The organism is Effusibacillus sp. SKA8 (assembly GCF_058273125.1).
This window is the reverse complement of record NZ_JBZCSF010000009.1, coordinates 77,153-96,137: the sequence shown is the minus strand read 5'-3', so window position 1 is coordinate 96,137 and position 18,985 is coordinate 77,153. Positions and strand designations below refer to the sequence as shown.

The window sequence follows — 18,985 nt, the reverse complement described above, 5'->3', positions numbered from 1 at the left end:
GGGATATACCTGCCTGACATCGGGACTCCAGTAATACAATACCATTCACTCCTTACTCTTCAAGATCGGTTAAAAATCGGTTTTCTGTCCGTCCGCATCCTCTGGGCTACCGATAGACCCTGGGACAATCTCTTTCATTGGGGGCATAAAAGCAGTGGACTTTGTACCGCCCTGTATGCCGCTGCCCGAACCAGCGGGCGGGACATATGCGGGGCCTGGGGTCAAAAAACCACAACGCATAGGTTGCCGGATGGAATCTCTCGCCCCGGATCACACGGCGGGCAAGGTGCATGTCCTGCTCCCGCGCCTTTTGATAAAAATAGCCTTTGGTTACCGCTTCAAAGCCGCCGGGGCGTTGAAACACCATGTCCCGGAGGTTGCGAATCCGTTTGAAATCCAGACAGTCCGCAATCACCCGGTTCACTCCGACATTGCCGACCATCAGCATCCCCAGTTTTCCTTCACCTTCCGCTTCCGCCCGCATCAGCCGCGCCAGCAGTCTGACATGTTCAATGGGTGCCCGAACAACGGCCATATCTTCACCTTCCCTGTTGCAGGCTACAATATCAATGTATTTTCGGACCGGAAAATGGGAACTTGCCCAATCCGAACCGGCGCGTGTGAGAAGAGCCCATTTTTTAGGCGGGATGTTTTCACGGAAAAATCTTCGCCGGCCAGCACCGGCCCGAAAACCATGCCGAACTTGCGATTTCTGCAAAAACGACCAGTGTCTTGACGGTTGCGTGTCTGCCTGTTGCGGCAAGGCGTTTTTTGCCGGCCTGGGCGGATGCAAGGGTCGAATCCGCGGCAGCAAGTGTACTATGTATTGATACCCTAAGAACCTAAAGGACAGGAGGGCGAATCGTGGCAAAAAAGTCGCGCAAAGACACCGGCAAGACGTCGCGGCAGAAAGCGCCGCAACAGCAAAAAACCGCCGAAACCGCGAAGGAACAAACGACTCCGCCAGCCAACGCGATGGAGGTTTTGAAAGAGAGGATGAAACAAGCGAACAAGGGCGGGCTGCTTGACGTTCTGAATCAGGTGAAAAATACAAAGCCAGAGGAATGGAAAGATGCGGAGAAAGTGAAAGATCTTGCCCGGAAACTGGCTGCCCAATTCAAATTGCCCGTCAGTGAAGAGCGGCTCGATCAGTTTATGAAAGCTTACAAGGACGCCACCAAAGGCGGCGAACCCCAGGCCCCCGAACAGATTTTGAAAAAATACGGGCAGGGTAAGATCGATCCGAACTCGCTGAACGAGTTCAACAAATTTATCAAGTAACAAAAAAGGCTGCGACCAATTCGCAGTCTTTTTTTCCTTACCCGTTATGCCAAGGATTGTGTCCGACCGCCGGCGGGTAAGCGTAACCGGGAAACGGCGGGTAAGCGTTCGGATATTGCGGCGGGGGGCCGTATCCGGGCATTGGAGCGGGCCATGGCTGTGGCTGGGGGGGAGCAAGGCCGGGAGCGCCGGGGCCCACCGGAGATCCGGAATTCTGTCTCTGCGGAACGGGCAAAGACGGCGAAGGCAACTGCGTTTCTGTCGGCGCTTGCGCGGACGGAGCGGATTTGGCCGTTTCCTGGCTTTGGGCGTTGTCGGAAGCGCCTCCCTTGAAAAATTGGTCCGCCAGTGGAGTGTTCATAAACGCCAGCAGCAACCCCGCCAGATCTCCCGTCGATAAACCCTTTCCTTTTGTCTGCATGATCTTTTTCAACAGCCCGGTTTCGTTTAACGTGTTGGAAGCCCGGTATAAAGTGTCAAGCCAGATATCCGCCTGCTGCAAATATTTAATGCATTGTTTGCACAAGGCGCTCAATTGGCTGAGACTGGAAATCGACAACAGATTGGAAGGTAACCGCGTGGCGGGCGGAGCGGCGTTTTTGGGTGCGGGGATCGCTTTCCGCCCCGCCGTTTTTTTGCGCGTTGCGTTTGTACTTTTCTTGTCTGCGGCAAGCACCGCGTTCACAGTTCGTTTCGGTCTGGCCGTTGGTGGCTGTTGGTTCACGATGGCACCTCCTGTCGCAAAGGGAACCGGTAGAGGGTCGCCCTCTTATCATCGTATGGAGCGGAAGGCGCCAAAGTGTGTAGAATTCTCCGGATTGGGCATATTAAAATGAAAGATTCCTGGTTGGGGTGATGTTGATGGTGCAATCCTTCTACAGCAAACACGGAGGCGTTCATTTTCTGAAAAAAGCAAGCGCGGAAGAGATCAACCGTTTCGTGTCAAGCCTGCCTGACTCAAAACGGGAAAATCTGTTTGAGGTGCTGGACGAGCTGGACAGAGCGGGACTGATCGCAATCGTCAACGACGGGAAATTTTCCGATGGTGAAGGCAATTTGGAAGGTAGTGAAGAATGCTGAACGATAATTTTTTATAGATCAGGTCTCCCTACCTCTTCCGAATCGAGTATAATAGAATGCAGGTGACAGATAGACTCTCGAAGGGTTGGTGCAGATATGAAGGCATCTCTGTTTATTACGTGCCTGGCGGATTCGTTCTATCCGCATGTCGGTGAGAGCACCGTGCGCCTGCTGGACCGGTTGGGTGTGGAGATCGATTTTCCGGAGGGACAAACTTGCTGCGGACAGCCGGCTTTCAACTCGGGATATTGGGATGAAGCGCGGAATGTCGCGAAGACGATGATCGAGGCGTTTGCGGACAGCGAATATGTCATAGGGCCGTCCGGCTCCTGCGTCGGCATGATTCATCACTACTATCCGCTGTTGTTTGAAGGGGATCCGAAGTGGGAGGACCGGGCACGCAAGTTTGTGCGAAAGACGCACGAATTGACGCAATTTATTGTCAACGTGCTGGGCAAAACGGATCTCGGGGCGAGCTTGAAAGCGAAAGTGACGTATCATCCGTCTTGCCATGCGATGCGCATAATGGGCGTCAAGCACGAGCCTTTACAGTTGTTGCGCAATGTACGGGGACTGGAACTGGTCGATCTGCCTTTTGCGGAGGATTGCTGCGGGTTCGGGGGTACGTTTGCGGTGAAAATGCATGAGGTGTCGGGCGCGATGGTTGCGGAGAAAGCGCAACACGTGCAGGAAACGGAAGCGGAAATCCTGGTCGGAACGGATCTGGGATGCCTTATGAATATCGGCGGGCGTTTGCGGTTTGAAGGTGCGCCGGTTCGTGTGATGCACGTGGCGGAACTCCTGTGGGAAGGCATGCGGGAAGGGGTGCGGACATGAGCGTAAAACCGGCAATGTCGTTAAGAGAGCGGATGCGGCATGCCATCGCGAATGAGACGCTGATCGAGGCGGTCAAGAAGACGACCGACCGTCTGGAAAGCGGCAAGCTGACCGCAAGCGAGACGCTCGGCAACTGGGAAGAGTGGCGGAAACAGGGCAGCCGTATTCGCAATCATGTCATCCAGCATCTCGATTATTACCTCGGTCAGTTGATCGAAAACGTCAAAAAGCGGGGCGGCCATGTCCATATCGCCGACACGGCGGAGGAAGCGGTTGCGATTTTCATGGGGATCGTAAAGGAGAAAAACGCAAAGAGCGTGCTCAAGTCAAAATCGATGGTGTCGGAAGAGGTGCACCTGAACAAAGCCCTTGAAGACATTGGCGTCAAAGTGGTAGAGAGCGACCTTGGCGAATATATCATTCAGCTGTTCGGCGAGGCACCGTCGCATATCATTGTGCCGGCAATTCACAAAAACCGCCATCAAATCGCGGAGAAATTTTCCGAAATCGGCGGCGAAAAATTGACGGAGGACACCCCGACCTTGACCGCGTTTGCACGCCGCCAACTGCGCAAAGAGTTTCTCGAAGCGGACATCGGCGTGTCGGGCTGCAACTTTGCGATTGCCGAATCGGGTTCGATCGTGATGTTTACCAACGAAGGAAACGGGCGGATGGTGACGACGCTGCCGCCCGTGCATGTGGCGTTCATGGGGATGGAGCGGTTGCTGCCGTCGTTTGAAGACCTGGAAACCTTTGTGAATCTGCTGCCCCGCAGCGCGACCGGACAGAAGATCACCACCTATGTGTCGGTGATCAACGGAGCGCGGCAGGAAGGCGATCTGGACGGTGCGCAGGAGTTCCATTTGATCATCGTCGATAACGGGCGGCACAAGATCCTCGGCGATGAAGAGTTCCAGGAAGTGCTGAAATGCATCCGCTGCGGCGCTTGTTTGAACGTTTGTCCCGTGTACCGTCAGATCGGCGGCCACGCATACGGGGATGTCTATCCGGGGCCGATCGGTGCCGTCCTTACACCGCTGCTGAGGGATGATATGCAAACATGGGGCGATCTGCCGTACGCGTCCAGTCTGTGCGCAGCGTGCACCGACGCTTGTCCGGTGAAAATTCCGCTGCACGACATGCTCGTGCATCTGCGGGCGCGCAAAGTCAAAATGGGCTTGACTCCCGGCTGGGAACGGATGGCGTTTAAAGCGTGGAGCGGCGCGTTCGCGAAAGCGGGCCGCTACCGGTTGTCGATGAAAGCGGCGCAGTTGATGGTTCCCTTTATGGCGAAGGACGGCTTTATCGAAAAAGGGCCGCTCAACATGATGGGGTGGACGCTTGCCCGCCATTTCCCGTCACCGGCGAAACAAACGTTCCGCGAACAGTGGAGCCGCATTTCCGACGAACTGGGCGGCGCTGCACATTCCGGCGAAGAACGGCAACCGGCGCGGGGGCTCCCCCGGGAGAAAGGGAGGCAAGGCGGATGAATAAGGAACAAGCGTTTTTGCAGAGAATCGCGACCCGGCTGGGACGGGCAAAACCGCTCACGGAAAAGCCGAAGCGGGATGTGGTGGGGCCGCCCGATTTTTGGCGGCAGTTCAAATTGTCGCGGGAGGAGAAGATCGAGCGTTTCTGCGAAAGCTGGCGAGCGCTGACCGGCGTAGCGGAAGTCGTCCATTCCGATCAGGACGCTGTCGCGGCGCTGATGCGGTGGATTCGGGAGGAAAACCTCAACCGCCTGATCCGGTGGGATCATCCCGAATTGGAGGGTCTCGGGATCGATGAGGCGCTGCGGCAGGACGGTCGGACGATCGAAGTGTGGGGACGCGGTGAACACCGCTCCATGAAGGAAATTGCCAACGATGCGGAAGCGGGGATCACTTGGGTCGATTACGCGGTTGCCGACACCGGAACGTTGTGCCTGTTCTCTTCCCGCGGAAAAGCCCGTTCCGTAAGCCTTTTGCCGCCGGTTCACATCTCGGTGTTCCGCGCTGAACAGCTGGTGACGCGGATAGGAGAAGTGATGGTCAGAATCGATGAAATGAACCGGCAAAACGCGCTGCCGGCAGGGATTAACTTTATCACCGGTCCGTCCCGGAGCGCCGATATCGAGAACGATCTGTCGATCGGGGTACACGGCCCGAAAAAAGTGTATGCGTTGATTATCAATTAAGGAGTTTATGGCAAAGCCCCGGAAAAAACGATTTCCGGGACTTTATTTAGACCATTGTTTTACTTGAGAATCGTGTTATTTTGCTTGAGAATCGTCGCTGAAGCCGGCCGCTTTGTGGGCACCGTCGCAGAAAGGTTTGTTTTTCGAAGCGCCGCAACGGCAGAGATAGATGGGATCTTTCACCTCATAGGCGTTTCCTTTGCCATCTTCAAGACGTACCGGGCCATTCACCACCAGCGGACCATGATCCAATTTTTTAATTACGACCTCTGACATACTTACTTCCTCCCTCAAAAAAATTGAAATTCTGGATGCGTCTATAGATTCATCTATATATACGAAATATACTATATTTTTTAAAGTATGTCAATGCAATTCATCAACGCCTCAAGCACTTCGCCTGCTTTGCCGTGGAGGACGAGGTCGAAAATAGGGTCCATGTCAGTCTCTTCATGGTTGATGAGGGCGATTTTGCCGCCTGCCATAGCCGGCAGCTGGTTGACCGGGTATACTTGCAAACTGGTGCCAATCACCAAAACCAGTTCCGCTTTGACCATGTTGTCGATCGCTTCGCTCCAAACCCGTTCGGGAAGCGCTTCGCCAAACAGGACGACGCCGGGCCGCAAACGGCCGCCGCAATTCGCACAGGGGCGTTTCTCCAGGAAGTTTTCGATATTAGAGGGTGTTTGGCAGGTATTGCAACGGATCGCATAAATCGAACCGTGCAATTCAAGGACCCCTGTATTACCGGCCAATTGGTGCAATCCGTCCACGTTCTGGGTAGCGATGCAGTCAATCAGCCCCTGACGTTGCCACTCCGCCAGGAGGTAATGCCCCCGATGGGGGCGGATCGTATGTAACGCTTTGATGCGCATGCTGTAAAATTCGTGAAAAAGAGAGTAATTATCGTTTAAAGCCTCAACGGTCGCCACGGTGCGGGGATCGATGCTTCGCCACCAGCCGGTCTTTGACCGAAAATCGGGAACGCCGCTCTCTGTCGACATCCCTGCTCCTGTGAGAACCGCCGTGTAATCCGATTCTCGTAACCATTTGGCAAGTCGGGAAACATTCGAATGTTTTGACATCGTCATTCACTCCCGAAAAGAAAAACCACATAGAATAAAATTCCACGCGATTGAAAAGATACCTGTCCAAAAGTAAATGGCTTTTTTAATAAGGAGATGTGGGAAATGCCGCGTACGACCCGCACGCCGGATGTTGCGGTCCTGAACTTCAGGAGAAACCGCGTAGCCAAAAAACTGGAGATTCTCGATTTCTGCATATTGGGAAGCGCTTCACCCTGCATCCCTTTTCTGGCAGCGGGGGCATCGCTGAGACGGGCTATTGTTTGCCTGTTGCAAAATGGGTTTCGTGTGGTTGCCATCCGCTCAAATATCGCAGTCTTCAGAAGACCCCGGTAATCGGGTGATAAAAAACACGCCCCGAAATCAAGGCGTGCTTTGCGTGTGGAAAAGTTATCATTTGCAGATTTGCCGGTTGAATGCGGTCACCGGATTTCTTTCAGAAAGCCTGCCAGGCGGTCCATTGCTTTCGCAAGGTTATCGTCGGACACCGCGTATGAAATTCGGATATTGTTGGGAGCGCCGAATCCTTCGCCGGGAACGAGAGCGATATTGGCACGTTCCAGCAGCAGGGTGGCGAAGGTGTTGGCCGAATCGATCCTGGTGCCCTCATGCGACCTGCCGAAAATATCCGCCACATTGGGGAAGACGTAAAATGCGCCCTGCGGCCGGATGCACCTGATCAGCGGCATTTCGTCAAGCCGTTTCATCACGTAGTCAAGGCGACGGCGGAACGTTTCGATTGTCTGCGGGTCAAAACATTCCAAAGCTTTAACAGCCGCTTTTTGCGAAATCGAGACCGGATTTGACGTGGTTTGGCTTTGAAAACTTGTCATCGCTTTCACCAGCGCCCGATCCGCCGCAATGTACCCGACGCGCCAGCCGGTCATGGCGAACGCCTTCGAGAAACCGTTGACGACCAGTGTCCGCTGCTTCATTCCTGCCGAAACGGAAGCGATGGAGATCTGCTCGACGCCGTAGACCATTTTCTCGTAGATCTCGTCGGAGATCACGTAGAATTCATGCTGTTCGATCACTTCCGCCAACGCTTTCAGTTCTTCGGGAGTATAGACGGCCCCGGTCGGATTGCTGGGCGAGTTGAGCAGCAACGCCTTCGTTTTGGGAGTGATCGCTTGTTTGAGCATTTCGGGCGTAACTTTGAAACCGGTCGATTCGTCCGTGGGGATGACGACCGGTTCGGCGCCGGTCAAGCGGATCATCTCCGGATAACTGACCCAGTAAGGAGCCGGCAAAATCACTTCGTCTCCCGGATTGCACAGCGCCATGAACGCGTTAAACAGGGAATGTTTGGCGCCGTTGGAGACGATGATGTCGTCCATGTCGTAATCGAGGCCGTTCTCCTCTTTCAGCTTTTTGGCGATCGCTTTGCGCAGTTCGTTGATTCCCGGAACGGCCGTATATTTCGTAAACCCTTCTTTGATGGCGGAAATCCCCGCGTCGCAAGCGGGCTGGGGTGTGCCGAAATCCGGTTCGCCCACGCTGAGATTGATGATATCGCGACCTTCCGCCACCAGTTGTTTTGTCTTCGCGTCAATGGAAAGGGTCGGTGAAGGTGCAATCCCTTTGACCCGGTCGGATAATCCAAACGCCATGTTGATTCCTCCATCTCCCTCTTGTACCGTCGCAAGCCTATAAGGACTTTATTTTCTTACGATACGCCAAGGACATGCGGGCGTCAACAGTCAGTTTTGGCCGGTCTCAGCCGGAACCGCCGCGAAACCACTTCCAGAATTTTTTGATGTTTGACTCGCCCGGTGCGGATGCATTTTTTTCCTTATCGCCGCCGACTGCCGAATGCAGGGTACATTCCTGGACGGGTTCGGTGCCGATTTTGAAAAATTCGCGCTGCACCCGCGGGCAATTCTTTGTTGCCAATTGGCCCGTGGCGGGATCGATGTTCAGTTCCAGCAGTCCTTCCGGGCGGGCAAAATCGCTGGCTGGCGCGTCCGCGAGCCCCGTCTTCATGAATTCTCCCCAGATCTGGGCTGCCGCGTAGGATTCGCGGGTGTTCAAAAATTGGTTTTTGTCGTATCCGACCCAGACAACGGCCACCAGATTGGGCGAAAAGCCGACCATCCAGGCATCCGTGTCGGTCGAGCCCGTTTTTCCCGCGACGACCCGGTCTGCAACCGAGGATGCGGCGCGGTAGGCGGTTCCGCCAGGCTCAAACACGCTTTTCATCATGTCGGTGAGGATGAACACGCTTTGCGGGTCGGCTACCTGTCGCGCTTCGGTTGAACGCGGATAAATCTCGCGGCCGTAAGCGTTGGTTACCTGTCGAATCGCCACCGGTTCCACTAGAATTCCCCCATTGGCGAACGCCGAGTAGGCCCGGGCCATTTCCAAGGGGGAAACGGGAAACACCCCCAGGGCCAGCGACGGATACGGTTTCAGCTCGCTTTCAATGCCCAGGCGGCGGGCCGTGTCGATCACTTTCTGGGGTGTCACTTCCATAATCGTGGATACCGCGTACACATTGTCCGATTTTTTGATCGCTTCGCGCATGCCGATATAATCGTACGAATATTGATCGTTGAAGTTTTTGACCGCATAGGTTTTGTCCCGGTCGTAGGTGAAGGTGGTCGGTTCGCTTTTCACCATTTTGACCGGTGTTGCTCCGTTTTCAAGGGCCGTCAGATAGACGAACGGCTTAAAGGAGGAACCGGGTTGCCGCTTCGCCAGTACGCGGTTGAAAGACGATTGGCTGAAATCTTTGCCGCCGACCATCGCTTTGATCTGACCCGTTTGCGGGTCCATCGCGATCAGCGCCGCCTGCAGTCCGGGGCTTGCCGGCAGGTATTTTTCGATGGCCGCTTCGGCCGCTTTTTGCAGATTCAGATCAAGGGTCGTTTGCAGGGTTAGCCCGCCGCGGTACAGCTCGTCCTCCGGTACGCCGTGCTGATGAATCGCCGACCACGCAGCGTATCGCGTGAAGTAGGGGGCGGTGCCGTTCTGGATGTCTTTTTTCTCCGCAAAGATCAGTTTCTGCCGGTAAGCCGCCTCCGCCTGTTCCTGCGTGATGTAGCCGTTGCGCACCATCGCCTGCAGCACTTGCCACTGCCGTTCCTTCGCTTTGTTCATGTCGCTAAACGGCGAATAATAGGCCGGTCCCTTCGGGATTCCCGCCAGCATCGCGGATTCGGCCAGATTCAGCTCGGATGCGTTTTTGTTGAAGTAGATTTTGGCCGCGCTGCCGACGCCGTTTGCCCCATAGCCGTAATAGATCACATTCAGGTAATTTTCCAGAATCTCCTGTTTTGAAAAACGGGTTTCCAGCTTCAGGGTCAGCAAAAGCTCCTGAAGCTTTCGGGAAAACGTCCGGTCATGGGATAAAAACAGGACCTTCGCCAACTGCTGGGTGATGGAGGAACCGCCTTCCACGAGTTCCCCACTTTTCAGGTCCACATAGATCGCCCGTGCGATTCCGCGCAGATTGAAACCGCCGTGTTCGTAAAATTGGGCATCCTCGATGGCAATGGTCGCATTTTGCAGATCCTGCGGGATGTCCCGGATGCTTACCCGGATCCGGTTTTGGCCATTGTTGAGAAGACCCGCGACCGGTGTGCCGTCCACCGCGACGATTCGCGACTGGGTGTTCAGATCGCTGTCCGGCAACGGCGCGAACCGCACGTACAGGTAAAAAAGGAAGCCGGAAAGAAAGGCTACGGTGAAAAAGAACAGGCTCAGTTTCAGCAGAAGCACCTTTTTGCGGCGGGAGCGGTCGTAAGGGACGACAGGTTGGGCCGTTTTGCTCCCCGTCCAGGCGTCTTCCGCCAGATTCGGTTTGTCGGACATCGTACCACGCTCCTTGGCGGACAGATTGTCTAGCAACCAGTATGGACAAGAATGCTAGCCAGAATACCCGTGGGATTCCCAGTCAAAATGACGGAGGGGGAAAGGACGGGTCAACAGGGAAAGGACGGGTCAAATTGCTAGATTGCCCGGCTTGATGTATAATGATGAATTGTCTGGATGAAACCTTTTAGGAGCGACGATGTTAGGGGGATGCGGAACATGGAACTTTGGTACACCGAGAAGCAAACGGAGAATTTCGGCATTACCGCGAAGGTCAAGCAAACGCTGCATACGGAGAAGTCCGAATTTCAGGATATCGATATGATCGAGACCCTGCAGTGGGGCAAGATGCTGGTGCTCGACGGCATGGTCATGACGACCGACAAGGACGAGTTTGTCTATCATGAGATGATTTCCCACGTGGCGCTCAACACGCACCCCAATCCGAAAAAGGTGCTTGTGGTCGGCGGCGGCGATGGCGGCGCAATCCGCGAAATTGTGAAACACCCGAGTGTGGAAAAAGCGGTGCTGGCGGAAATCGACGGCCGCGTGATCGAGGTGTCGAAGCAGTATCTGCCGCAGATTGCGAGCGAGTTGACCGGTAATCCGAAAGTCGATGTGCAGGTGATGGACGGGATCAAACACGTGATGGAACACAAAAACGAGTACGACATTATCCTCGTCGATTCCACCGAGCCGGTCGGGCCTGCCGTGGGGCTGTTCGCGAAGGACTTCTATCAGGGTATTTACGAAGCGCTGAAAGAAGACGGGATTATGGTGGCGCAATCCGAATCCCCCTGGTTCAACCGGGACTTGATCACCCGCGTGTTTAAGGACATTTCGTCGATCTTCCCGATCACGCGCTACTATACGGCTTCCATTCCCACCTATCCGTCCGGTCTGTGGGGGTTTACCCTGGGCTCCAAAAAATACGACCCGCTGGAAGCGGACGAATCGAAGCTGTTTGACCCGCCGGGCACGAAGTACTATTCGCCGAAGATCCACAAATCGATTTTTGATCTGCCAAAGTTTGTGGAAGAGTTGTTGAAGTAGGAGGCGAGGGAAGTGGCGTTGCATCCCATGAAATTTGATCCCGCTTATGCCGGCAACGAGTTTATCGGCGCGACACAGGATTACGATGCGGCGCAGGCGGTGATCTACGGAATGCCGATGGACTGGACGGTATCGTTCAGGGGCGGCACGCGCCTGGGACCGGCCCGCGTCCGCGAAGTGTCAATCGGGCTAGAGGAATACAGTCCTTACCTCGACAAACATCTGGAAGACGTCAAATATTTCGACGCGGGGGACATTCCGCTCGCCTTCGGAAATCCGGCAAGATCGCTGGAACAAATTCGGGAATTTGTCGAGAAAATCGTCGCCGACGGCAAATTTCCGCTGGGGATCGGCGGGGAACACCTGGTCACCTGGGGCCCGCTCAAAGCGCTTGCGCAAAAATATCCGGATCTTGTCGTGGTGCAAATGGACGCCCATGCGGATCTGCGCGAACAATACGAAGGGGAAAAACTGTCCCACTCCGCGATTATCCGGATGGCGTCGGAGTTCATCCGTCCGAAAAACATCTACCAGTTCGGAATCCGTTCGGGCACGCGGGAAGAGTTCAAGTGGGGGCGGGCGAACACCCATTTTTATCCGTTTGCGGTATTGGAGCCGTTGCAAAAAGTGCTGCCGGAACTGAAAGGGCGGCCGGTCTATGTCACGGTGGACATCGATGTGCTCGATCCCGCATTCGCGCCGGGAACCGGCACCGCCGAACCGGGAGGCATCACCTCGCAGGAACTGCTGCAGTCGATCCACGCGATCGCGGAAGCGGGGCTGAATGTCGTCGGCTTCGATATTGTGGAAGTCGCGCCCGGCATCGATCCGTCCGAATTGTCGCAGATCGTGGCATCGAAGGTGATCCGGGAAGTGCTGTTGGGGTTTGTGAAGTAAGTTTGCCGGTGTGGCGGAAGTTGGTTAAAACCGGGTGAAGTGATATGACGAACCAACGGATCAATCTGGTTGAGCATTTGACTGAATTGCGCAGGCGTCTGATCTTCGTCTTGCTGGTGTTTGCCGGGTTTCTCTGCCTGTCCTTCCTGTTTATCAATCCTATTTTTGCTTTTTTGGAGAGGCCGGCAGGGCCCGGAATCAAATTAACGGTTTTAGGACCGAGTGAGGTTCTGCACGTGTATTTTATGGTTGCGGGAGTCAGTGCGCTGGTCCTGACGATTCCTTTTATTCTCTGGCAGATCTGGCGCTTTGTCGCCCCGGCTTTAAGTAAAGAGTTGCGAAAAATCACGTTGCGGTACATTCCGGGCGTGTACGCCATGTTTCTCCTGGGAGCGGCCTTCGGCTGGTTCGTCGTGTTTCCCATGCTGTTTTCCTTTTTAATCCGGCTGGGCAGCCAGCAATTCAATATGCTCTTTACGGCGTCCGGTTACTATGGCCTGATGGCGAGCGTCATTTTGCCGCTCGGGCTGTTTTTTGAAATGCCGATTGTCGTGATGTTCCTGTCGCGGCTTGGCTTTGTCAGCCCTCGGCGGTTAATTCAACTGCGCAGGTACGCGTATTTCGTTCTGGTGGTTGTGGCGTGCATGATTTCCCCGCCCGAATTCATTTCCCATATTTCGGTGTCGATCCCGCTGCTCCTGTTGTATGAGATTTCGGTTTTGATCTGCAGATGGTCCTATCGGGAACAAGCCGTAACCGAAGGCGTATAATGGCTGTTTGTATCCATATACTATCCCTATCCCAATAAATACAGGGGGGATCGGTATCATGCCACGTTCATTGGAAAAGTCAGCCATTCTTCTTCTGGCCGGTATGCTTGTTGCGGGTTGTATGCAGCGAGCGGTTCCGCCGGTTCCTCAGCCGGGTTCTCCCCCATCCTCTCTTTCACCGGGTCTGTCAACTCCTGACCGGGACAATATCCACACGCCGGATCTGGCCGGCGGCCCCGAATTGCAAAATCGGGAAAGCGCCCCGGTCAGGGCGGGGGGCGAGGCTTCGAGAGTTCTGTATTATGCGGGGCCGCGTTCCGTGAAACAAGCCGCATTGACTTTTGATGACGGGCCCGATGTCCATTATACGACGCAGATCCTCAACATTTTAAAACAAAATGGCGTAAGGGCCACCTTTTTCATCGTCGGGACGCGGGCGCAAGCCCATCCCGAGATGGTCAAACGGATTGTCAACGAAGGGCATGCGATCGGCAATCATACCTGGGACCATCCAAAACTCACAAAACTGCCCCCGGATCGGATTCGTTCGGAAGTGGAGCGGACGGACCGGCTGCTGGATTCGATCGTGGGGTATCATCCGGCCATTTTCCGGCCGCCATACGGCGCCACGACCCCCGACATCATCCGGGAAGTCGGGGCCATGGGGTACAGAGTGATCGACTGGTCAGTGGATACCCGCGACTGGGCCGGTACGCCGGTTCCTCAGATCCTGGACTATGTACGGAAAGAATTTCGTCCGGGAGGGATTATCTTACAGCACAGCGCCGGTGGAAAGAGAGAAGATTTAAGCAATACGGTCAGGGCCTTGCCCGAAATCATCGCGACACTTAAATCGCAAGGATACACGTTTGTAACTGTACCGCAATTGTTAAACATTCCGGCCACAAAATCTTTCTGAATGACAATCTGACCTAAACCGTTTTTGTGACCATAACTCTTTCGCGTTGTGGTCTTCTTTTTGGGCTTTTCCACAATTTTTCCGTATTTTTTCGCTATACTGTAGTTCGCGGATTGGAGAAGGGTGACCGATATGGTGAGTTTGGATTGGCTGAAGAGACATGTCCGGGACTTTGATTTCTTGCTGGTACTGATCTTGCTTGCGATCTCCGTTTTGAGCACGGAAGCCGTTTATGCCGCAACCGTCAACCGCGCCGGGATGGAAAGCTGGTATGTCAAAGAGATTGTCTGGCAGATCGTTTCTTACGCCTGCATGTTCCTGTTTGTTGCGCTCGATTACCGGATGTTTCGCAAACGGGTGGCCCGGATCGGGTATGGGATCAGCCTTTTTTTGTTAGTTGTCGTATTTGCGTTTCCGGCGGTCAAAGGAGCGCACAGTTGGATCACACTGCCAGGTTTTCAGTTTCAGCCGTCCGAATTCGCGAAAATATTCGTAATTCTGATGATCGCGGACTACATGGAAAAGGTGCAGCAAAAGGAAGAACCGTTTGGCTGGAAACATTTTGGCGTTCTTTTGCTGATCGTAGGGGTGCCGCTGTTATTGATCCTCAAACAGCCCGCGCTTGGGCAGGCGCTTGTGTTGCTAGGAATTCTGTTCAGCATGATCATCCTGTCTTTGAGCAAACGGCAACTGCTGGTTTTTTCGATTGTCGGGGGGCTTTTTCTGGTGGGGATCATTCTTGCTGCGGACGTGTATCCCGATCAGACCATTAACCTGATTCACAAACTGCCGCTGGCGGAACATCAGCAAAAAAGAATCGTCACGTTGTTGGATCCGGAAGCCGATCCGACGGGGGACGGGTTCCAGGTTCGCCAGGCGGAGATTGCCGTGGGAGCGGGCCAGTTGACCGGGCAAGGTTTGCTGAACGGACCGCAAACGCAGGGCGGCTGGGTTCCGGAGCAGTGGACCGACTTTATTTTCTCCGCGATTGCCGAACAGTTCGGATTTATCGGCTCCAGTCTGCTGATTTTGCTCTTTTTCCTATTTTTCTACCGGATGATCCGGATCGCAGCCACAGTGGCCGACAGTTTTTCCGCTTACTTTATTGCCGGGGCGGTGGGGATGTTCGGCTTTCAGGTCTTTGAGAATATCGGCATGAATCTGGCCATCATGCCGGTCGCGGGGATTACGCTGCCGTTTGTCTCCTACGGCGGAAGTTCTCTCCTGACCAATTTTATGGTGGTGGGAATCGTGCTTTCGATTGCCCTGCGGCGAAGAAAGCTTGCGTTTTAAAACAAACCCGGAGGTCAGTTGATCATCTCATAACAGCCGATTCCGATCAGCAGCAGGCCCGCAATCAGGTTCGAATAGCGGCCCAGCCAGGTTTGGGCGATTTTGTGTCCGGCGCGCACGCCAAGATCGACTGTGACAAGCGAGAAAACACCCACCGAAATTGTCGCCCCAAGCGGCGAAACCCCGCTGACGCCCGCACCGAAGCCGCTTGCCAGACAGTTCAGGGCAAGTGCCAGGCCCAACGGAAATGTCTCTTTCCCTGAAATCACGCTGTTATGGTCAAGATCGGCATTTGCCGGATTGCGGAGAACATCCGTTAGAGTATCGGTGTCATTCGTTTTTGAGGATTCGGATAAAGGCCGATTGAAGTTCGTCCAAATCGTCCAGACGCCGATTGCGGTAATGATCATGCCGCCGCCGAGGTTTGCCGCGTCTTCCGAAATGTAGTGAGAAACCCACTCTCCGACGGAGAGGGACAGGTAAGTGGCGATCATGGAAATGAGCGCAATCATCAGGTTTGACGTGAAGGGGATTCGTGTCGACCGCATTCCAAACGAGACGCCAATCCCCAAATTGTCCAGGTTGGAAGCGATGCCGATCAGGACAATGGTCAGCCAGTGCATGGTCAGGCCCCCTGCCGAAGCTTTTTTAACAGCCTTTTGGGCTGCCGTCCAGTTATTCTATGGTGAATTGCTTGGCCGAGTTTCCTGTTTGCGGGCCAATGGGAGGAACTTTATGAAACTTACCCGCCACCGTCCGGATTTTATTTTGCTTATCGTCATTCTCTTGCTTGTCTGCATCGGTTTGCTGAACATTTACAGCGCCAGCATCATTTGGGCTTACCAGGAGATGGGAAAGTCCCCGCAGTACTTTTTTGTCCGGCAGTGCGTATGGACCGTGCTGGGACTGGCTGCCATGGCCATCGCCATGAACGTGCCTTACTGGAAATGGCGGAATGTCCTGAAACTGCTGGTTCCCTTTTCACTGATCAGCTTGCTGCTGGTCTTCTTTTTCCCCGGTGTCAAAGGTGCGCATCGCTGGATTTATCTGGGGCCGATATCCTTCCAACCGTCCGAACTGGCAACGTTTACCGTTCTCTTGTACATATCCCACTTTCTTACAAAAAAACAGAATGTTCTTCACGATTTTAAAAAAGGGGTTGTGCCGCCGGTTGTGATCACCGCTCTGTTTGCGGGGCTTGTGATGATCGAACCGGGCATGGACGCGGCCTCCCTGTTGGCGGGCAGCGCGTTGGCGATCCTGTTTGTCGCAGGCACTCCGCTGCGGCACTTGGGCAAACTTCTCGTACCGGCCGGTCTATTGGCCTTTGCTTTCATCTTCTTGTCGGATTACCGGAGGGAGCGGATTTTCGCTTTTCTGGATCCGTTCTCGCCGGAGCACATGCAGGATTTCGGCTTTCAACAGGCAAACTCCCTGTACGCCCTCTCCTCCGGCGGCTGGACGGGCTTGGGGCTGGGGCGGAGCATCGAAAAATTTCTTTATCTCCCCGAGCCGCACACCGATTTTATTTTTGCCATTCTGTCGGAAGAATGGGGCACCATTGGCGGGATCCTGTTGATTGGATTGTTTGCGGTTTTAATCTGGCGGGCAACCCGGATCGTCTCCCTTTTGCCCGACCGTTTCGGTGCGCTGGTCGCGGCTGGTGTTACGGCGATGATCGGATTTGCCGTGCTGGCCAATATCGGGATGGTGAGCGATCTGCTGCCGGTGATTGGCATCCCGCTGCCGCTTATTTCCTATGGCGGCAGTGCGCTGATAATCAAACTGACCGCACTGGGAGTACTTTTGAATCTTTCACGGTATACGATTGAGGAGCGGACTCCGTACCCGGGAAAAAGAGTGGAATCCGGCTGGATTTCCAGATTTTGACGGATGGAGAATTCCCGCAAATCCCAGGATATGCGCCTGTTATTGATAATTTCTTGTTATTGTGCTTGACGGATGGGAAGTATATCTGTGTATTAAATGTCGTCGAGAGATCTGGCAGAGGGGTGAAGTCGGATGCCCTTTCTTCCGTGGCATATGGAACGGAGCAAATCCTGCTTGAATTGGCCACCGTTGGAGCGGTTGCATTCTCGTTTTCCTTGCCGGTCGCGGTTGCAATCATGATTCTGATTGGAATCCTGATCGTCAGTTACCGACAGGTAATTGACACATACCCCCAGGGCGGGGGCGCTTACATGGTAGCCAAGGAGAATTTGGGAATGATGTGGGGACGGCTTGCGGGTGTTTCGCTGCTAATAGACTATACTTTAACAGTAGCCGTTTCCGTATCTGCGGGAGTACAGGCAATTACGTCCGCATTTCCGCTAACGATACCCTACATTATACCGATTTCGCTCGCTCTTGTATGGATCATGGTGTTAATGAATTTAAGGGGGACATCAGAATCGGGTACGGTGTTTGCCTTTCCCACTTATTTGTTCATTGGCTGTATGTTGCTGTTAATCGGCAAAGGCGCCTTTGATTTACTAACCGGTTCCGGACATGTCAGACAATCGGTCGCCTTTCCCACGACGATTCCTGCGGGGTTCACAATGTTCGTTTTATTAAAAGCTTTTTCCTCCGGCTGTTCGGCAGTCACCGGAATTGAAGCGATTTCAAACGCGGTGCCGCATTTCCGGGCTCCCGCCCAGCGCAATGCAAAATTGACGCAAGTTTTATTAGGTCTTTTGTTGGCGGTGATTTTTGGCGGGGTAACCATTTTGGCGTTAGCTTACGGTGTGACCCCCGATCCCACCGGAAACACCTCCGTATTGTCAATGGTGACCGAAAACTCGTTTGGTCGGGGCGGGATTTATTATGTTACACAAATTGCCACTATGCTGATCTTGACATTAGCTGCCAACACGAGTTTCAACGGGTTTCCGATTCTTGCGTCGATTATGGCGCAGGACAAAAACTTTCCCCGCATGTTTGCCAATCGGGGGGATCGTTTGGCATACAATTATGGGATTGTCACTTTGGGTATCTTAGCGAGCCTTTTGCTTGTCGTATTTGAAGGGAAGACGGACGCTCTGATTCCGCTTTATGCAATCGGGGTCTTTTTGTCATTCACGTTGGCGCAGAGTGGTCTTGTCCGGAAGTGGCTGCGGGAACGGAAAAAGGGTTGGCGGCGGCGCGCGGTGATCAATGGCATCGGGGCTGCGGTGACGTTTGTCGTCCTGGTCATTTTTTGCGTCACCAAGTTTGCGGAAGGCGCTTGGATTGTCATTGTGGTGACGCCGATCTTCGTCTGGACGATTGCGAACATTCACCGGCATTATGACGCGGTTGCGGATCAACTGCGCCTCGATTTGTCCGAACCCCTGCCGCAAAAGGGAGCGATCATCATCGTGCCGGTTGCGGGAATCCACCGGGTGGTCGCTTCCACCATCGCGTACGCCAAAGTCCTTACGCCAAATGTGGTGGCTTTTTACGTGGCATTTTCTGAGGAAGATGCAGATCGAATGGAGCAAAAATGGAAAAAATGGAATCCGGGTGTCCGGCTTGTGACCTTCGTATCCCGTTATCGTTCCATCGTGGGACCGCTTGAGGAATTTATCGACAGAATCGACAAACGGGTCCGCGAAAAGGAGACGGTCATGGTGCTGCTGCCGCAGTTTGTGCCCAGGAAGTTCTGGCAGCGCATCCTGCACAACCAATCGGCTTTTCGCATCCGTTCAAGACTGTTGGCCCGTAAGGATGTGGTGATTGCGACAATGCCTTATCACTTGCATGAGTAAAGTAAAGCATAAAAATGCCTTCTGTAGCATCAGAA

Annotated in this window: 20 protein-coding genes; 13 read left to right on the top strand and 7 right to left on the bottom strand. The window is 54.0% G+C overall.

All coding sequences use genetic code 11. The annotated features are described in order from the left end of the window. Positions 1-106: 106 nt before the first annotated feature. The gene (locus AC4ED1_RS09245; RefSeq protein ID WP_490937872.1) at positions 107-535 is read right to left on the bottom strand and encodes a cell wall hydrolase; all 429 of its coding nucleotides are present in this window, start codon (positions 533-535) and stop codon (positions 107-109) included. 329 nt (positions 536-864) lie between these two features. Between AC4ED1_RS09245 and AC4ED1_RS09240 the strand changes: the two genes are divergently transcribed. After that, positions 865-1,281 carry a hypothetical protein gene (locus AC4ED1_RS09240; RefSeq protein WP_490937870.1) on the top strand — a complete coding sequence of 139 codons (417 nt, stop codon included), beginning with the start codon at positions 865-867 and terminating at the stop codon, positions 1,279-1,281. A gap of 37 nt (positions 1,282-1,318) precedes the next feature. Here the strand turns inward: AC4ED1_RS09240 and AC4ED1_RS09235 are convergent, their stop codons facing one another. Beyond that, positions 1,319-2,005, bottom strand: a complete 687-nt coding sequence (locus AC4ED1_RS09235; RefSeq protein WP_490937868.1) for a hypothetical protein — start codon at positions 2,003-2,005, stop codon at positions 1,319-1,321. Positions 2,006-2,142: 137 nt separating this feature from the next. On the opposite strand from AC4ED1_RS09235, the gene AC4ED1_RS09230 reads away from it, so the two are divergent. From AC4ED1_RS09230 to AC4ED1_RS09215, 4 genes are all read left to right on the top strand, one after another. Continuing rightward, complete coding sequence (locus AC4ED1_RS09230) at positions 2,143-2,361, top strand: hypothetical protein (protein ID WP_490937866.1); 219 nt, start codon at positions 2,143-2,145, stop codon at positions 2,359-2,361. A gap of 96 nt (positions 2,362-2,457) precedes the next feature. Continuing rightward, a complete protein-coding gene (locus tag AC4ED1_RS09225; RefSeq protein WP_490937864.1) occupies positions 2,458-3,198 on the top strand; it encodes a (Fe-S)-binding protein in 741 nt (246 codons plus the stop codon). Then, positions 3,195-4,688, top strand: a complete 1,494-nt coding sequence (locus AC4ED1_RS09220; RefSeq protein ID WP_490937862.1) for a LutB/LldF family L-lactate oxidation iron-sulfur protein — start codon at positions 3,195-3,197, stop codon at positions 4,686-4,688. The genes AC4ED1_RS09225 and AC4ED1_RS09220 overlap by 4 nt, the downstream gene beginning before the upstream one ends. Then, positions 4,685-5,374 carry a LutC/YkgG family protein gene (locus tag AC4ED1_RS09215; protein WP_490937860.1) on the top strand — a complete coding sequence of 230 codons (690 nt, stop codon included), beginning with the start codon at positions 4,685-4,687 and terminating at the stop codon, positions 5,372-5,374. The genes AC4ED1_RS09220 and AC4ED1_RS09215 overlap by 4 nt, the downstream gene beginning before the upstream one ends. Before the next feature lie 75 nt (positions 5,375-5,449). On the opposite strand, the gene AC4ED1_RS09210 is transcribed toward AC4ED1_RS09215, so the two are convergent. Both AC4ED1_RS09210 and AC4ED1_RS09205 read right to left on the bottom strand, forming a co-directional pair. Next, positions 5,450-5,650: a CDGSH iron-sulfur domain-containing protein gene (locus AC4ED1_RS09210; RefSeq protein ID WP_490937858.1), complete on the bottom strand. Its 201-nt coding sequence runs from the start codon at positions 5,648-5,650 to the stop codon at positions 5,450-5,452. A gap of 80 nt (positions 5,651-5,730) precedes the next feature. Further along, positions 5,731-6,459 (bottom strand): SIR2 family NAD-dependent protein deacylase, encoded by a 729-nt coding sequence (locus tag AC4ED1_RS09205; RefSeq protein ID WP_490937856.1) that lies wholly within the window; start codon positions 6,457-6,459, stop codon positions 5,731-5,733. Between the two features lie 105 nt (positions 6,460-6,564). Between AC4ED1_RS09205 and AC4ED1_RS09200 the strand changes: the two genes are divergently transcribed. Continuing rightward, the gene (locus AC4ED1_RS09200; RefSeq protein WP_490937854.1) at positions 6,565-6,795 is read left to right on the top strand and encodes a hypothetical protein; all 231 of its coding nucleotides are present in this window, start codon (positions 6,565-6,567) and stop codon (positions 6,793-6,795) included. Between the two features lie 86 nt (positions 6,796-6,881). Here the strand turns inward: AC4ED1_RS09200 and AC4ED1_RS09195 are convergent, their stop codons facing one another. Both AC4ED1_RS09195 and AC4ED1_RS09190 read right to left on the bottom strand, forming a co-directional pair. Continuing rightward, positions 6,882-8,069 (bottom strand): pyridoxal phosphate-dependent aminotransferase, encoded by a 1,188-nt coding sequence (locus tag AC4ED1_RS09195; RefSeq protein WP_490937852.1) that lies wholly within the window; start codon positions 8,067-8,069, stop codon positions 6,882-6,884. 106 nt (positions 8,070-8,175) lie between these two features. Further along, entirely contained in the window at positions 8,176-10,272 is a 2,097-nt protein-coding gene (locus AC4ED1_RS09190) for a transglycosylase domain-containing protein (RefSeq protein ID WP_490937851.1), read from the bottom strand. Between the two features lie 219 nt (positions 10,273-10,491). Between AC4ED1_RS09190 and speE the strand changes: the two genes are divergently transcribed. The 5 genes from speE to rodA all read left to right on the top strand — a co-directional run bounded on the left by speE (position 10,492) and on the right by rodA (position 15,204). Further along, positions 10,492-11,325, top strand: coding sequence for a polyamine aminopropyltransferase (speE, locus tag AC4ED1_RS09185; protein ID WP_490937849.1), 834 nt, complete (start codon positions 10,492-10,494; stop codon positions 11,323-11,325). 27 nt (positions 11,326-11,352) lie between these two features. Beyond that, positions 11,353-12,222: an agmatinase gene (gene speB / locus AC4ED1_RS09180; RefSeq protein ID WP_490937920.1), complete on the top strand. Its 870-nt coding sequence runs from the start codon at positions 11,353-11,355 to the stop codon at positions 12,220-12,222. Between the two features lie 44 nt (positions 12,223-12,266). Then, positions 12,267-12,992, top strand: coding sequence for a twin-arginine translocase subunit TatC (gene tatC, locus AC4ED1_RS09175; protein WP_490937848.1), 726 nt, complete (start codon positions 12,267-12,269; stop codon positions 12,990-12,992). 58 nt (positions 12,993-13,050) lie between these two features. Further along, entirely contained in the window at positions 13,051-13,911 is an 861-nt protein-coding gene (locus tag AC4ED1_RS09170) for a polysaccharide deacetylase family protein (RefSeq protein ID WP_490937847.1), read from the top strand. Positions 13,912-14,043: 132 nt separating this feature from the next. Continuing rightward, complete coding sequence (gene rodA, locus AC4ED1_RS09165; protein WP_490937846.1) at positions 14,044-15,204, top strand: rod shape-determining protein RodA; 1,161 nt, start codon at positions 14,044-14,046, stop codon at positions 15,202-15,204. Between the two features lie 14 nt (positions 15,205-15,218). Here the strand turns inward: rodA and ytaF are convergent, their stop codons facing one another. Further along, the gene (gene ytaF / locus AC4ED1_RS09160) at positions 15,219-15,827 is read right to left on the bottom strand and encodes a sporulation membrane protein YtaF (RefSeq protein ID WP_490937844.1); all 609 of its coding nucleotides are present in this window, start codon (positions 15,825-15,827) and stop codon (positions 15,219-15,221) included. A gap of 112 nt (positions 15,828-15,939) precedes the next feature. Here ytaF and ftsW point away from each other — a divergent pair, with 112 nt between their 5' ends. Together ftsW and AC4ED1_RS09150 are read left to right on the top strand one after the other, a co-directional pair. Beyond that, positions 15,940-17,094, top strand: coding sequence for a putative lipid II flippase FtsW (ftsW, locus tag AC4ED1_RS09155; RefSeq protein ID WP_490937842.1), 1,155 nt, complete (start codon positions 15,940-15,942; stop codon positions 17,092-17,094). Between the two features lie 146 nt (positions 17,095-17,240). After that, positions 17,241-18,950: an APC family permease gene (locus AC4ED1_RS09150; protein WP_490937840.1), complete on the top strand. Its 1,710-nt coding sequence runs from the start codon at positions 17,241-17,243 to the stop codon at positions 18,948-18,950. Positions 18,951-18,985 lie beyond the last annotated feature (35 nt).

What these genes read in the sequence shown, in the direction of transcription:
- AC4ED1_RS09245 (WP_490937872.1), bottom strand. Translation starts at nt 535, where the DNA reads ATGGCCGTTGTTCGGGCACCCATTGAACATGTCAGACTGCTGGCGCGG.
- AC4ED1_RS09230 (WP_490937866.1), top strand. Translation starts at nt 2,143, where the DNA reads ATGGTGCAATCCTTCTACAGCAAACACGGAGGCGTTCATTTTCTGAAA.
- AC4ED1_RS09225 (WP_490937864.1), top strand. Translation starts at nt 2,458, where the DNA reads ATGAAGGCATCTCTGTTTATTACGTGCCTGGCGGATTCGTTCTATCCG.
- AC4ED1_RS09220 (WP_490937862.1), top strand. Translation starts at nt 3,195, where the DNA reads ATGAGCGTAAAACCGGCAATGTCGTTAAGAGAGCGGATGCGGCATGCC.
- AC4ED1_RS09215 (WP_490937860.1), top strand. Translation starts at nt 4,685, where the DNA reads ATGAATAAGGAACAAGCGTTTTTGCAGAGAATCGCGACCCGGCTGGGA.
- AC4ED1_RS09210 (WP_490937858.1), bottom strand. Translation starts at nt 5,650, where the DNA reads ATGTCAGAGGTCGTAATTAAAAAATTGGATCATGGTCCGCTGGTGGTG.
- AC4ED1_RS09205 (WP_490937856.1), bottom strand. Translation starts at nt 6,459, where the DNA reads ATGTCAAAACATTCGAATGTTTCCCGACTTGCCAAATGGTTACGAGAA.
- AC4ED1_RS09200 (WP_490937854.1), top strand. Translation starts at nt 6,565, where the DNA reads ATGCCGCGTACGACCCGCACGCCGGATGTTGCGGTCCTGAACTTCAGG.
- AC4ED1_RS09195 (WP_490937852.1), bottom strand. Translation starts at nt 8,069, where the DNA reads ATGGCGTTTGGATTATCCGACCGGGTCAAAGGGATTGCACCTTCACCG.
- AC4ED1_RS09190 (WP_490937851.1), bottom strand. Translation starts at nt 10,272, where the DNA reads ATGTCCGACAAACCGAATCTGGCGGAAGACGCCTGGACGGGGAGCAAA.
- speE (WP_490937849.1), top strand. Translation starts at nt 10,492, where the DNA reads ATGGAACTTTGGTACACCGAGAAGCAAACGGAGAATTTCGGCATTACC.
- speB (WP_490937920.1), top strand. Translation starts at nt 11,353, where the DNA reads ATGAAATTTGATCCCGCTTATGCCGGCAACGAGTTTATCGGCGCGACA.
- tatC (WP_490937848.1), top strand. Translation starts at nt 12,267, where the DNA reads ATGACGAACCAACGGATCAATCTGGTTGAGCATTTGACTGAATTGCGC.
- AC4ED1_RS09170 (WP_490937847.1), top strand. Translation starts at nt 13,051, where the DNA reads ATGCCACGTTCATTGGAAAAGTCAGCCATTCTTCTTCTGGCCGGTATG.
- rodA (WP_490937846.1), top strand. Translation starts at nt 14,044, where the DNA reads ATGGTGAGTTTGGATTGGCTGAAGAGACATGTCCGGGACTTTGATTTC.
- ytaF (WP_490937844.1), bottom strand. Translation starts at nt 15,827, where the DNA reads ATGCACTGGCTGACCATTGTCCTGATCGGCATCGCTTCCAACCTGGAC.
- ftsW (WP_490937842.1), top strand. Translation starts at nt 15,940, where the DNA reads ATGAAACTTACCCGCCACCGTCCGGATTTTATTTTGCTTATCGTCATT.